Origin of the sequence: Streptomyces himalayensis subsp. himalayensis (genome assembly GCF_013778455.1) — a bacterium.
Classification (GTDB): domain Bacteria; phylum Actinomycetota; class Actinomycetes; order Streptomycetales; family Streptomycetaceae; genus Streptomyces; species Streptomyces himalayensis.
The window spans coordinates 1-13980 of the sequence record NZ_JACEHE010000014.1 but is presented as its reverse complement, the minus strand read 5'-3'; the positions used below and the strand labels follow the sequence as shown (position 1 = coordinate 13980).

The window sequence follows — 13980 nt, the reverse complement described above, 5'->3', positions numbered from 1 at the left end:
ACCGGAACCGCAGAGGTCAGCAGGTGGACTTCCCGGAGTACAGCGCGAGCGCCGTGTTGGAGCCGAGCGTCGCCGTGAACTGGCCCGAGCCGTTCACCGTGACGGTCGAGCGGCTCTGGACGTCGCAGTAAGTGCCGGCCGGCAGCGAGGTCTGGTAGGTCCGGGTCAGTGACGACGACTCGTGGTTGATGGCCACGAAGCCCTTGCTGCCGCGGCCGAACGCGATGGCGTCCGCACCGTTGTCCCACCAGTTGGTGACCGACTCACCGCGGGTCGCGTTCCGGAAGGCCACCATCGACTCGATCTCGGGCCAGGCGTGCTGGCACTTCCAGCCGTCCTGCCAGCAGGCGTTCACCGTGCCGTCGTTGGGCGGCCCTGCGTCCGTGCTGGACCACTCGTAGCCGGAGTTGACGTCCGGGGCGCCGTACGGCCAGGCGAGCATGAAGACATTGGCCAGGGTGTAGTTGGCGTTGTCCTTGTAGCTGAGTGTGGAGCCGTTGCGCTCGGTGTCGTGGTTGTCGACGAAGACACCGGAGACGCCGCTGCTCATATAGCCCCAGCCCTCGCCGTAGTTCTTGAGGTAGGCGAGGTTCTCGCTGTTGAAGACCCGCTTGAGGTCGTACGCGTAGCGGAACTCCTGGACGTCCCCGTTGCCCGTGTACTCGGTCGGCTGCACGGCCTCCCCCGACCCGTGGATGACCTCCTGCTTCCAGTACACGGACGGGTTGCTGAGCCGCGACTTGATGTTCGCGAGGTCGGCCGCGGGCATGTGCTTGGCGGCGTCGATCCGGAAGCCGTCGACGCCGTACCCGAGCAGCGTGTTCATATAGCCGGCGATGGCCGAGCGGACGTACTCCTCGCCGGTGTCCAGGTCGGCGAGACCGACGAGCTCGCAGTGCTGGACGTTGTACCGGTCCTGGTAGTTGGAGATCTGCGCGGTGCAGTCGTCGAAGTCGGGCGCCGAGTACAGGCCGGGGTAGTTGTACTTCGTGTACGAGGAGCCGCCGGTGCCGGTGCCGCTGCCCGCCGACATGTGGTTGATGACCGTGTCGACGACGACCTTGACGCCCGCGTTGTGGCAGGTGGCGACCATGTCACGGAAGTCGGTGGTGTCACCGAGGCGCCCGGCTATCTTGTAGCTGACCGGCTGGTACGAGGTCCACCACTGCGAGCCCTGGATGTGCTCGGCGGGCGGCGACACCTGGACGAGACCGTACCCGGCCGGGCCGAGACGGTTCGTGCACTCCTTCGCTACGGAGTCGAAGTCCCACTCGAAGAGCACCGCGGTGACGTCCTTGGTGCCGGGTGGTGAGGCCTGCGCGGTGGCGCCGGGAACGGCGACCGCGACCGTCGCGGCCGCCACAAGGGCGAGCGCGCCGGAGAGGGTTCTGCTGGCCATGTCGGGTTCCTTCTGCGTGTACGTGGGGGGCGACCCGCCCTCGGGGTGAGAGCGACACGACTGCCCGGAGGGCGCTTGAAGGTTCTTGCTGCAAGCAGTCAGAGGATTGCAGTGAGCAGACGGTATGAGCCCCGGGGCACCAGGTCAACCCTTTGGACATGCTCTCGTCACATTTACGAAATCGCCCCGCGGTAGCGGCCATTGAAACCCCGATGACCTGCCATGACCCCGAGATGACGGGCCTGGAGCATGGCAGAGGCCTGCCACCTGATCAGGCGGCAGGCCTCTGAAAGACCGCAGCAATCTCTTGCAAGCGGCTACGGACGCTGAGGGTCAGCCGATGGTCCACCACACCGTGGTGTCCGCCGGCAGCTGCGCCTCGTCGTCCACGACGGTGACATCGCCGTTCGCGAGCAGGACGCGCCCGGGCGCCGGCACGCGCACGGTCTCGCCCGTGGTGTTCGCCGTGCAGAAGAAGTCGCCGCGGCGGAAGGCCAGTACGCCCGCGGGCGCGTCCAGCCAGGTGACGGATTCGCCGGCGCCGAGGTCGGGGTGCTCGCGGCGGGCGCCGAGCGCGCTGCGGTAGAGCTCCAGCGTGGAGTCCGCGACGCCGGTCTGCGCCTCGACACTCAGCTCGCCCCACCCGTCGGGCTGCGGCAGCCAGCTGCCGCCCTCACCGAAGCCGTACGAGGAGCCGGTGCGGGTCCACGGGATCGGCACGCGGCAGCCGTCGCGGAAGCCGTCCTGTCCGGCGCCCCGGAAGTAGGCGGGGTCCTGGCGCACCTCGTCGGGCAGGTCCACGACGTCCGGCAGGCCGAGCTCCTCGCCCTGGTAGATGTACGCGGAGCCGGGCAGCGCCAGCATCAGCAGGGAGGCCGCGCGGGCGCGCCGCAGGCCGAGCTCGCGGTCGCCGGCGAGGCGGATCTGGGTGCCCAGGCCCGGCGGGTTCGCGAACCGCGTGGCGTGCCGGGTGACGTCGTGGTTGGACAGCACCCAGGTGGTGGGCGCGCCGACCGGGCGCATGGAGTCCAGGGAGCGGTCGATGACCTCGCGCAGCTCCCCGGCTTCCCAGGCAGTGCTCAGATACTGGAAGTTGAACGCCTGGTGCAGCTCGTCGGGGCGGACGTAGTTGGCGGTGCGCTCGATGGTCGGCGTCCACGCCTCCGCGACGAAGACCCGCTCGCCCGCGTACTCGTCGAGGATCTTGCGCCAGCTGCGGTAGATGTCGTGCACGCCGTCCTGGTCGAAGAACGGCATGACGTCGTTGCCGAGCAGCTTCAGCTGGTCGTGCGAGCCGAGGTCGGGCAGGCCTTCGGCCTTCACCAGGCCGTGCGCCACGTCGATACGGAAGCCGTCGACGCCCATGTCGAGCCAGAAGCGCAGGATCGAGCGGAACTCGTCGCCGACCGCCGGGTGCTCCCAGTTGAAGTCCGGCTGCTCGGGCGCGAAGAGGTGCAGGTACCACTCGCCGGGGGTGCCGTCCGGCTCGGTGACCCGGGTCCAGGCGGGGCCGCCGAAGATCGACTCCCAGTCGTTCGGCGGGAGTTCGCCGTCGGCGCCCTTGCCGGGGCGGAAGTGGTATCGGTCCCTCAGCGGCGAGCCCGGCCCCTCCTGCAGGGCGCGCTTGAACCATTCGTGCTGGTCCGATGAGTGGTTGGGCACCAGGTCGACGATGATCCGCAGGGACAGTTCGTGGGCGTCGCGGATCAGCGCGTCGGCGTCCAGCAGGTTGCCGAACATGGGGTCGACGGCCCGGTAGTCGGCGACGTCGTAGCCGGCGTCGGCCTGCGGCGAGGCGTAGAACGGGCTGAGCCACACGGCGTCGACGCCGAGGTCACGCAGATAGGGCAGTCGGGAACGTACGCCCTCCAGGTCGCCCATGCCGTCGCCGTTGCTGTCGGCGAAGCTGCGCGGATAGACCTGGTAGATCACCGCGTCGCGCCACCAGTCGCGGTGCCGGGCGACGGTGGCGAGGGCGGCGGTCGGTGCCTGGTCGGCGGAGTGCTGGCTCATGGCGTCCTTGATACGTAACGGAGTTCGGGTCATGAAGCTTGAGAAGCTTGAGAAAGAGGAAAATGAGGCGGCCGCGGCGCGGCGGGGTCTGATGAGTGCCGCGGCCGCCTGCCCGTGCGCGACGGTGCGCACGGGAGCCGGGGGTGCGTCAGCCCTTGGTGCCGCCCGCGGTGAGGCCGGTCACCAGGTTCTTCTGGACGAGGTAGAAGAGGGCCGAGATCGGGACGGCGATCAGGACCGCGGCGGCGGCCATGTAGTGGCGCTGCGCGTCGTGTTCGCTGATGAAGCTCTGCAGACCGACGGCGAAGGTGTACTTCGTGTCGTCCAGCAGAAAGACGGACGCGAAGGCGACCTCGCCCCATGCGGTGATGCAAGTGTAGAAGGCGGCCACCGCGAGGCCGGGACGGGCCAGCGGCAGGATCAGCCGCACGAACGTGCCGAAGGGTGAGAGGCCGTCGACCCGGCCCGCCTCGTCGATCTCGATGGGGATGGTGTCGAAGTAGCCCTTGAGCAGCCATGCGCAGTACGGCACGGCCGTGGTGCAGTAGATGAGGATGAGGCCGCCGTAGCTGTCGATGAGGCCCAGCTCCGAGAGGATCTCGTACATCGGGACCATCAGGACGGCGACCGGGAACATCTGGGTGACCAGCAGGATCCACATGAACTTCCGGTAGCCGGGGAAGCGCATGCGGGAGACCGCGTAGCCGGTGGTGGCGGCGAAGAGCACGCCGATCACCGTCGTGCCGAGCGACACGATCAGGGTGCTGCCCAGCCACTTGAAGAAGTTGGTGTGCTGCAGCACGAACGAGTAGTTGGACAGGCTCGCTGTGTCGAGGATCCGCCCCGGGTGCAGATAGTCGTCCTTGTCGGGGCCGAGCGACAGGAAGATCAGCCAGGCGATCGGGAACAGCGCGATCAGGCTCGCGACGATCAGTATGCCGTGTGTGAGGACGGAGGCGGCGGTGCTGCGCTCGCCGCGCCGCCGCACCCGGCGTGCCGGCGCCGCGGGGGCCTTGTCCGTGGCCGCGGCCGGGGTGTCGAGGGTCGTGGTGCTCATGGGGACTCCTGCCTCAGACGGCGAGCTGCTCATTGCGGGCCAGCCAGCGGCGGTAGACGGAGGTGAAGACGATCAGGATGGACAGCAGCAGTACGCCGTACGTGGCGGACTCGGCGTACTCGCGCGGCTGCTGGCCGAAGCCCAGCTGGTAGGCCCAGGTGACGAGGATGTCGGCCTCCGGGGCGGTGCCGCCGAACAGCAGGAAGATGATGGCGAACTGGTTGAAGGTCCAGATGACGCCGAGCAGCACGACGGTGGAGCTGACGGCACGGAGGCCGGGCAGCGTGACGTGGCGGAAGCGCTGCCAGGGGGTCGCGCCGTCCATCTCCGCGGCCTCGTACAGGGACGCGTCGATCGACTGCAGGCCGCCGAGCAGCGAGACCATCATGAACGGCACACCGCACCAGGTGTTGACCATGATCGCGGCGAAGCGCTGGAAGAAGGTGTCCTCCAGCCACTGCGGCTGCGGCAGATGGAGCGAGCCGAGCATGGAGTTGATGACCCCGGAGTCGGCGAGCATGAACCGCCAGGAGAAGACGGTGACGAAGGTGGGCACCGCCCAGGGCAGGATCAGCAGCATCCGGTAGAAGGTGCGGCCGCGCATCTTCTGGTTGAGCAGCAGGGCGAGGCCGAGCCCGATGACGTAGTGGAAGGTGACGCAGAGCGCCGTCCACACGATGGTCCAGATGAAGTGGGACCAGAAGCGGTCGTAGGACGTCGGGCCCCACAGGATGTCCGCGTAGTTGTCCAGGCCGATGAACTGGTACGTGGCGTCGATGTGGTTGACGCCGATGGTGCGCGCCGAGTTGAGGCTGTCGGCGTCGGTGAGCGTGAGGTAGAAGCCCCGCACCAGGGGATAGAGCACCAGCACACCGAGCACGACGGCGACGGGGGCGATCATCGCGTACGCGTACCAGTACTTCTGGTACGAGCGCTTCATGCGCTGCAGCGGGCCGGTGCGCGGCCCGCGGTCACCGCGGCTCTTGGAGGCCGCGCTCTCGACGGCGACTGTCATGGTTCGACACCTTCTGAGGGAGATCTGCTCGCTGACTGCCCGGTGCTGCGGGTGATGCGGTGCTGCGAGTGCTACCGGGTGCTGCTGAGGGCGTGCCGGTGGCCGCCGGATCCTCCCGCCCCCTCGACGGGAGGATCCGACGGCCACTCAAGGTCACTTGCTGAAGTCGGGCACCAGCTTGGCGATCGCGGTCTCCGCGTCGGTCAGGCCCTTGTCCAGCGACGACTTGCCGCCGGCGATCTTCAGCAGCTCGGTGTCGAGCGGGCCCCACAGCGAGCTGTACTCGGGCAGCTCGGGGCGCGGCTGGGCGGCGGAGAGCACCGTCTGGAAGCCGGCGATGCCCGGGTCGGCCTTGACCTCGGCGGTGTAGGCGTCGTCACGCGTCGGCAGCGTGGAGTTCTTCAGGGCGATCTGCTCCTGGGACTTCGCCGACGTCATGAAGTTCACGAACTTCAGCGAGGCCTCCTGGTGGGCCTTGTCCGAGCCCGCGTACACGGAGAGGTTGTGGCCGCCGGTCGGGGCGCCCGCCTTGCCACTGGAACCGGCCGGGACGGTCGCGATGCCCAGGTTGGACTTGTCCTTGAAGGCCGAGCCCTTGTAGAAGTTCGTGATCTCCCAGGGGCCCTGGATGATCGCGGCGACCTTGCCGCTGACGAAGGCATCCTGGATGTGGGCGTACGCGTCGGCGGTGGTGTCGGCCTTGTGCAGGCCCTTGCCGTCGAACAGGCTCTGCCAGGTCTTGTAGGCCTTGACCGCGGCGTCGCTCTTGACCGTGATCTTCTTGGCGTCCACGTCGACGGTGTCGGTGCCCTCGCCGTAGAGGAAGGACTGGGCGTAGTACGCCTGCGTGGTGCCCCAGTAGCCGTCGACGCCCGTCTTCGACTTGATCTTGGCGGCCGCGGACTTCAGGTCGTCCCAGGTGGCGGGCGCCTCGGCGATGCCGGCCTTCTCGAAGAGCTCCTTGTTGTAGACCAGCGCGAGGGTGTCGGTGACCAGCGGGGCGCCGTAGGTCTTGCCCTCGTACTGGGCCTGCTCGATCAGGTTCGACTTGAACTTGTCCTGGTCGGCGAGGGCCTCGGTGCCGTCGAGCGGCAGCAGGTAGCTCTTCTTCGCGAACGCGGGGGTCCAGCCGACCTCGGCGCGCAGCACGTCCGGGGCGCCCTTGGAACCGGCGGCGGTGTCGAACTTGTTCTGCGCCTGGTCGAAGGGGACGTTGACGTACTTGACCTTGATGTCCGGGTTGGCCTTCTCGAACTGCTTGATCAGGGCCTTGTACGTCGGGGCCTCGTTGGTGGCGTTGGACGTGTCCCACCAGGTGATGGTGACGGGTCCGTCCGAGTTGTCGCTGCCGCTGTCGCTTCCGCCGCAGGCCGTCGCCGTGAGGGCGAGGGACGCCGCGAGCGCGGTGGCCGCTATGCCACGCCGCATGAGATCTCCTTGAGGGTGAATGCCCGTGTGGTTGGGGATGCGGTCCCGCCCGCTCCCCTGGCCGACTTGCCGACTGCTCCGTTGCGGCCGCCGGGCGACGCAGAACGTAACAGCGCTGCAAGCCTTGCGAAAGACCTTGCAGCAAAAAAGTGCAAGGAACGCAGGACGAGTTACCGCTTCGTAACTTCCGCGGCCCCTACGAGGGTGGGTCGGCGCAGCTGGCGAGGGGGTTGCGGCGGGGCCCTCGGGGCTGTGCAAGACTCTGCAAGCCCTTGCCAGGATCGTCCGATACGGGAATCATCACCCCGTCCGGTCCTTGCAGAGGTCACCCATCGGTCACCGCAGGCACCGGTCACCGCGGTCACCTCACCCCATCCACCGGACACCCCTCCGGATGGCGCACAGCCGCCGGCCGCCACACCGCCACCGGTCACCCACCAGGAACACGAGGGAGCACGATGACGCAGCAGCCCCGAGCGGGCGGTCCAAGTGCCCGGATACGGCGTCCGGTTGGTGGGCAGCCCGACATCCGCCCGGTAGGGTCCACTCCCGTGACCGCGCGGCTCGCCGACATCGCAGCGCAGGCGGGGGTCAGCGAGGCGACGGTGAGCCGTGTTCTCAACGGAAAGCCGGGAGTCGCGGCGACCACCCGCCAGTCCGTGCTGGCCGCGCTCGACGTCCTCGGCTACGAACGGCCCGTGCGCCTGCGGCAGCGCAGCGCCGGCCTCGTCGGGCTGATCACCCCCGAGCTGGAGAACCCGATCTTCCCGGCGCTGGCCCAGGTCATCGGCCAGGCCCTGACCCGTCAGGGGTATACGCCGGTGCTTGCGACGCAGACTCCGGGCGGCTCCACGGAGGACGAGCTCACCGAGATGCTGGTGGACCGCGGCGTCTCCGGCATCATCTACGTCTCCGGGCTGCACGCCGACACCACCGCCGACATGCAGCGCTACGAGCAGCTGCGCGCCCAGGGCGTGCCGTTCGTGCTCGTCGACGGGTTCTCGCCCAAGGTGCAGGCGCCGTTCATCTCGCCCGACGACCGGGCCGCCATGCAGCTCGCCGTCACGCACCTCGTCTCGCTCGGGCACACCGGGATCGGGCTCGCGCTGGGCCCGAAGCGGTTCGTGCCCGTGCAGCGGAAGATCGAGGGATTCGTCCGCACCATGCAGGACCTGCTGGGCCTCAGCCCCGACGACGTCGAGGAGCGACTCGTCCAGCACTCCCTCTACACGCTGGAGGGCGGCCAGGCCGCGGCCTCCGCGCTCATCTCCCGGGACTGCACGGCGATCGTGTGCGCGAGCGACATGATGGCGCTCGGCGCCATCCGCGCGGCGCGGCAGCACGGCCTGGAGGTGCCCGACGACATCTCGGTGGTCGGCTTCGACGACTCGCCGCTCATCGCCTTCACCGACCCGCCGCTCACCACCATCCGCAAGCCGGTACCCGCGATGGGCCAGGCGGCGGTCCGGACCCTGCTCGAGGAGATCGGCGGTACGCCCGCTCCGCACAGCGAGTTCGTCTTCATGCCGGAGCTGGTGGTGCGGGGCTCGACCGCCTCGGCGCCCGGAGAACGCGGCTCGCCGGTGAGGCACACGGTTCAGCCGCAACGCACGCAGTAGCCCGTACGGCACGCCGTCGTCCGTAGGGCGTAGAAAATACGAACGGAACTCGACCAGAGGATGATCGGTCAGAGGGCCGTTTCTGGCAGACTCTGTCCCTATGGGTGAGACGACCGTGACGACTTCGGAGGGCCGCCGGGCGGCCGTTCCGTCACCCGTCGCGGGCGAGGCCGAGAGCCGTGCGGAGCAGGGCCTGCTGCACCGGGCGCGAGCGCCTCGGCAGCCACGGCTCTGGTTCGAGATCCTGCTGATCGCGGTGAGTTACTGGACGTACTCGCTCGTCCGCAACGCCGTACCGGAGCAGAAGGCACAGGCGCTGCGCAACGCCGACTGGATCTGGAGCCTGGAACGGCAGCTCGGGATCGCGGTCGAGCAGACCGTCAACCACGCCGTGAACTCGGTGAAGTGGCTGATCGTCGGCATGAACTACTACTACGCCACACTGCACTTCGTGGTGACGCTGGGAGTGCTGGTGTGGCTCTACCGCCACCACCCCGGCCGGTATGCGGGGGCGCGCACGGCCCTGTTCGCGACCACGGGTGTGGCCCTGCTCGGCTACTACCTGTATCCGCTGGCGCCGCCCCGGCTGATGAACGGCGGCCACTTCGTGGACACGGTGCTGGTCCATCAGACGTGGGGTTCGATGGCGTCCGGCGACCTGAAGAACATGTCGAACCAGTACGCCGCGATGCCCTCGATGCACATCGGCTGGTCCGTCTGGTGCGGGCTGACCATCTTCGCCCTGGCCACGGTCCCCTGGGCCCGCGTCCTGGGCCTGCTCTACCCGGTCGGCACCCTGGTCGTCATCGTCGCCACGGCCAACCACTTCTGGCTGGACGCGGTGGGCGGCATCGGCTGCCTGGCGTTCGGTTACGCGGTGGCGCGCACGTGGTACGGGGCGCTTCCGCATGCACTGCCGCGGTGGGTGTCCCACCGCACCGGGGAGCCCCCACGCTGGGGCACCCAGGCGCTACCGAGTGCGAACCGCCCGTAGTCGGCGCTCGCCGCTTCGGCGGCCGTCCGCCGCCTGCGGGCGCCCGGCGGCAACGCCCGCAAGTCCCCGCCCGCTACCACGGCGGGAAGGAATGTCCCGCCGCAGCGGCGCGCAACCACGACGGTGGAGTCCGGCGGCGCCGAACCGGCGCAACCGGCGGTCCATCGGCTTCCGCAGGGCCAAGCGGCTGACGGGCCGCGCCCGGCCCGGAGAATCACCCGCGCGGTTCCGCGACCCGTGGAACCGCGCTACGCCCCGTAGAAGAGTTCCTCCACCACCGCCCGAGCCCTCCGAGTCGTACGCCGGTAGTGGTCCAGCATGTCCCCGCTCTGCCCGATATGCGGCTCCCGCCGCGTGGGCCCCGGCCCGAAGCCGAGGTACCGCCCGACCGCGGCGAGTTCACGGCCGTCCGACGGGAACGTGTCGCCGGCGCGGCCGCGGACGAGCATCACGGCATTGCGTACGCGCGTGGCGAGGACCCAGGCGTCGTCGAGGATCGCCGCGTACTCGCTGGAGATCAGTTCGGCCGCGCACGCCGCGGCCAGCGCCTCGCGGGTGCGCGTGGTGCGCAGCCCCGGCTCCGCCCAGCCGTGGCGAAGCTGCAGCAGCTGCACCGTCCACTCGACGTCGGACAGGCCGCCGCGCCCGAGCTTGGTGTGCAGTGTCCGATCGGCACCGCGCGGCAGCCGTTCCGACTCCATGCGGGCCTTCAGACGGCGGATCTCGCGTACGGCGTCCTCGCCGAGCCCCTCGGCGGGGAACCGCAGCGGGTCGATCAGCTCGATGAAGCGGCGGCCCAGGTCCTCGTCCCCGGCGACCTGTTCGGCGCGCAGCAGCGCCTGCGACTCCCACACCAGCGACCAGCGGCGGTAGTACGCCTCGTACGACTTCAGGGTGCGCACCAGCGGCCCGGACTTGCCCTCGGGGCGCAGGTCGGCGTCGATCAGCAGCGGCGGGTCCAGGCTGGGCAGCTGGAGGAGCCGCCGCATCTCGGCGACCACGGTGTTCGCGGCCTCGGCGGCCTCCCGTTCGTCCACGCCGTCACGCGGCTCGTGCACGAACACCACGTCCGCGTCCGAGCCGTAGCCCAGTTCGTGCCCGCCGAAGCGGCCCATGCCGATGACGGCGAAGCGGGTGGGCAGCTCGTCCCCCCAGCTGTCGCGCACCACCGCCCGCAGCGCACCGGCGATCGTCGCGGCTGTGAGGTCGGAGACGGCGTCGCCGACCCTGTCCACCAGCGCCCCGGCGTCGGCCTCGGCGGGGCTCTCCTCCGTGCCGTAGGAGGCGACGATGTCGGCGGCCGCGGTGCGGAACAGCTCACGCCGCCGTACGCCGCGGGCCGCCGTGACCGCCTGCTCGCCGTCGTCGGCACGGCCGACCGCGGCGAGGATCTCCTGCTCCAGATGGCTTCGGTCGCGCGGTTCGAGCCCGCTGGGGTCGCCCAGCAGGGCGACGGCCTCGGGGGCGCGCATGAGCAGGTCGGGGGCGAGGCGCCCGGCGGACAGCACCCGCGCGAGGTTCTGGGCGGCCGCGCCCTCGTCACGCAGCAGCCGCAGGTACCAGGGCGTCTTGCCGAGTGCGTCCGACACCTGGCGGAAGCCCAGCAGGCCCGCGTCCGGGTCGGCGGAGTCCGCGAACCAGCCCAGCAGCACCGGCAGCAGCGTGCGCTGGATGGCCGCCTTCCGTGTCACGCCGGAGGCGAGGGCCTCCAGGTGGCGCAGGGCGGCCGCCGGGTCGGCGTAGCCGAGCGCGACCAGCCGCTCCCGCGCCGCGTCGGCGCTCAACCGGGTCTCGCCGGGCGCGAGTTGGGCGACCGCGTCGAGCAGCGGCCGGTAGAAGAGCTTCTCATGGAGCCGTCGTACGACGGAGCCGTGCCGCCGCCAGGCCCGGTGCAGCTCGGTGACCGGCTCGGTCCGCAGGCCAAGGGAGCGGCCGATGCGCCGCAGGTCGGCCTCGTCCTCCGGCACGAGATGGGTGCGGCGCAGCCGGTGGAGCTGGATGCGGTGTTCCATGGAGCGGAGGAAACGGTACGCCTCGTCGAGCTGCGCGGCGTCGGCCCGGCCGACGTACCCTCCCGCGGCCAGGGCCTTCAGCGCGTCGAGCGTCGTGCCGCTGCGCAGCGTCGTGTCGGACCGCCCGTGCACCAACTGCAGCAACTGGACGGCGAATTCGACGTCCCGCAGCCCGCCGGGACCGAGCTTCAGCTCCCGTTCGATCTCGGCGACCGGAATGTTCGCGACCACCCGCCGCCGCATCTTCTGCACGTCGGGGACGAAGTTCTCGCGCTCGGCCGCCTGCCAGACGAGGGGCGCGAGCGTGGCGACGTACGCCTCCCCCAGTTCGAGGTCCCCGGCGACCGGCCGGGCCTTCAGCAGTGCCTGGAACTCCCAGGTCTTGGCCCAGCGCTGGTAGTACGCGAGGTGCGAGGAGAGCGTCCGTACGAGCGGCCCGTTGCGCCCCTCGGGCCGCAGGTTGGCGTCGACAGGCCAGATCGTCCCCTCGACGGTCGTCTCGGAGCAGATCCGCATCAGGTGCGAGGCGAGCCGGGTGGCGGCCTGCAGCGCCTTGCCCTCGTCCGCGCCGTTGGCGGCCTCGCCCACGAAGATCACGTCCACGTCGGAGACGTAGTTGAGCTCGTGGCCGCCGCACTTGCCCATCGCGATGACGGCGAGCCGGCACAGCGCCGCGTCCTCGGGCGCCGCGGCGCGCGCGATGGCGAGCGCGGCGCGCAGCGTGGCCGTCGCCAGGTCCGCGAGCTCGGCGGCCGTCTCGGCGACATCGGTCGTCCCGCACACGTCGCGCGCGGCGATCGACAGCAGACAGCGCCGGTAGGCGACGCGCAGCGACACGGGATCGACGGCCTCCGCGAGCCCCCGCTCGAACTCCTCGACGCCCGGGTGCAGATCCTCCGGCTCGTACATGACGAGGGCGTGCCAGTCCCCCGGATGCCGCGCCAGATGGTCGCCGAGCGCCGCCGAGGCGCCGAGCACCCCCAGCAACCGGTCACGCAGCGGCTTCGCCGCTGTCAGCGTGTCGAGCAGCTCCCGCCGGGCTGTGCGCTCGGGCTGCGCCTCGAGCAGCCGTACGAGCCCGAGCAGCGCCTGATCGGGGTCGGCGGTCGCGCCGAGGGCGTCCAGCAGTACGGGATCGGCGCGGACGGGCGACAGTTCGGCGCTGTCGAGCAGCCGCTCGGCGGCGGACGGGTCGGTGAAACCATGCCGCAGCAGCCGTGTGAAGGTACTGCTCCTCCGCCCCTGCGGCACGTTCATCTCGCGGTCTCCCGTTCGATCAAGGTCGTCCGACTTGAGCCTAACCGGAGCGCCGCGCGGAAGCGCTGGTGCGCCGTCGGCATCCGTGAATCCGTTTGGTCGCGGTCGGAAGATCCGGGTATGTGGCCGAAAAGTGACTCTTGTTGAAGAGTGAACGGGCTCCGGATAATCCAACATGCGAGTGACGAAACGTTTCTCCGGTATATGCCGGACATGCTCCCGTCAATCGCTCACCCCCCATGAAGAGGAAGTTCCTTGGACCACATGCCGCGCCCCTCAGGGAGACAGCCCGCGCTCGTCGGCGGAGGAACACCCGCCGTGAAGTCGCCGCGCCCGAGGAGTCGTACGCCGGACTGACGGCCGGCGAGACATCCGCGAAACGTGCCAGGATCGCGCGCCCTCCGGGGCAGCGCGGCTACGGCCTGGGCGCAGCTCGCGGCGTACACGGCGGTGAGGGCACCACACCCAGGCCAGGGCGGCCCCAGTGCGGGTCGGCGGTTTTGGACGCCTTCGTCGACTCGGTGCTCCAAGGCAGCCACGTTTCGCGTCGGGTCGGCCCTGCCGCGTGTGTCTGCCCTGCCGCGTGTGCCCGCGGGGGCATCCGCATCGAATATCCGGCACCGGGTGGCACCACGGGGCCGGCCGCGCGAACTGCCGACGCCTCGCACCGCGCGCGCCCTCGCCGCATCAGGGCCACATCACTTCCCACAGCACAGCGTTGCCGTCAGGCCGGAGGCTGAGCCATGAAAACCGACATCAAGACTCTCGACTTCTACCGCCTGCACCTACCGACCGTCGGCGAGCACAGCTTGCGGCACGTCCGGCGCATCGTACGAGCGCATCTGCACCACTGGGAGCTGCCCGAGCTGTCGGACGCGGCCGAACTGGGCGTGACGGAGCTGCTGTCCAACGTGCTGAGACATGTGCCGGACCGGGCCTGCACGGTCACCCTCCGGTGCCTCGGGACCGACGCCGTACGAATCGAAGTGCACGACAGAAGCCGGGATATGCCCTACATCCGGGTCACCGGGGACCTGCTGGACGAGGACGGGCGCGGGCTGGTCCTGCTGGCGGCCGTCGCCGACCTGTGGGACGCGGAGCGGACGGCCACGGGCAAGCAGGTGTGGTTCGAGCTGAAGAGGCCGTGACCCTCCTGCGCGCCGTCGAGCTGAAGCGGCCGTAAGCC

Annotated in this window: 9 protein-coding genes; 3 read left to right on the top strand and 6 right to left on the bottom strand. The window is 70.0% G+C overall.

Features of this window, described 5'->3' with window-relative positions; translation table 11 throughout:
• Positions 1–16: 16 nt before the first annotated feature.
• The 5 genes from H1D24_RS22360 to H1D24_RS22340 form a co-directional block, all read right to left on the bottom strand.
• Positions 17–1399, bottom strand: coding sequence for an alpha-amylase (locus tag H1D24_RS22360; RefSeq protein ID WP_181659433.1), 1383 nt, complete (start codon positions 1397–1399; stop codon positions 17–19).
• A gap of 333 nt (positions 1400–1732) precedes the next feature.
• The gene (locus H1D24_RS22355) at positions 1733–3412 is read right to left on the bottom strand and encodes a glycoside hydrolase family 13 protein (protein WP_258564245.1); all 1680 of its coding nucleotides are present in this window, start codon (positions 3410–3412) and stop codon (positions 1733–1735) included.
• A 148-nt stretch (positions 3413–3560) separates the two neighbouring features.
• Complete coding sequence (locus H1D24_RS22350) at positions 3561–4469, bottom strand: sugar ABC transporter permease (RefSeq protein ID WP_181659431.1); 909 nt, start codon at positions 4467–4469, stop codon at positions 3561–3563.
• A 13-nt stretch (positions 4470–4482) separates the two neighbouring features.
• Positions 4483–5484, bottom strand: coding sequence for a carbohydrate ABC transporter permease (locus tag H1D24_RS22345; RefSeq protein ID WP_181659430.1), 1002 nt, complete (start codon positions 5482–5484; stop codon positions 4483–4485).
• A 153-nt stretch (positions 5485–5637) separates the two neighbouring features.
• Positions 5638–6912: an extracellular solute-binding protein gene (locus H1D24_RS22340; RefSeq protein ID WP_181659429.1), complete on the bottom strand. Its 1275-nt coding sequence runs from the start codon at positions 6910–6912 to the stop codon at positions 5638–5640.
• A 551-nt stretch (positions 6913–7463) separates the two neighbouring features.
• On the opposite strand from H1D24_RS22340, the gene H1D24_RS22335 reads away from it, so the two are divergent.
• Together H1D24_RS22335 and H1D24_RS22330 are read left to right on the top strand one after the other, a co-directional pair.
• The gene (locus H1D24_RS22335; RefSeq protein ID WP_309484408.1) at positions 7464–8531 is read left to right on the top strand and encodes a LacI family DNA-binding transcriptional regulator; all 1068 of its coding nucleotides are present in this window, start codon (positions 7464–7466) and stop codon (positions 8529–8531) included.
• Between the two features lie 100 nt (positions 8532–8631).
• Positions 8632–9525, top strand: coding sequence for a phosphatase PAP2 family protein (locus H1D24_RS22330; protein WP_181659427.1), 894 nt, complete (start codon positions 8632–8634; stop codon positions 9523–9525).
• Between the two features lie 248 nt (positions 9526–9773).
• Here the strand turns inward: H1D24_RS22330 and H1D24_RS22325 are convergent, their stop codons facing one another.
• Positions 9774–12794 carry a bifunctional [glutamine synthetase] adenylyltransferase/[glutamine synthetase]-adenylyl-L-tyrosine phosphorylase gene (locus H1D24_RS22325; RefSeq protein ID WP_181659426.1) on the bottom strand — a complete coding sequence of 1007 codons (3021 nt, stop codon included), beginning with the start codon at positions 12792–12794 and terminating at the stop codon, positions 9774–9776.
• Positions 12795–13537: 743 nt separating this feature from the next.
• Between H1D24_RS22325 and H1D24_RS22320 the strand changes: the two genes are divergently transcribed.
• On the top strand, positions 13538–13942 hold the full coding sequence (locus H1D24_RS22320) for an ATP-binding protein (RefSeq protein ID WP_181659425.1): 405 nt from the start codon (positions 13538–13540) through the stop codon (positions 13940–13942).
• Positions 13943–13980 lie beyond the last annotated feature (38 nt).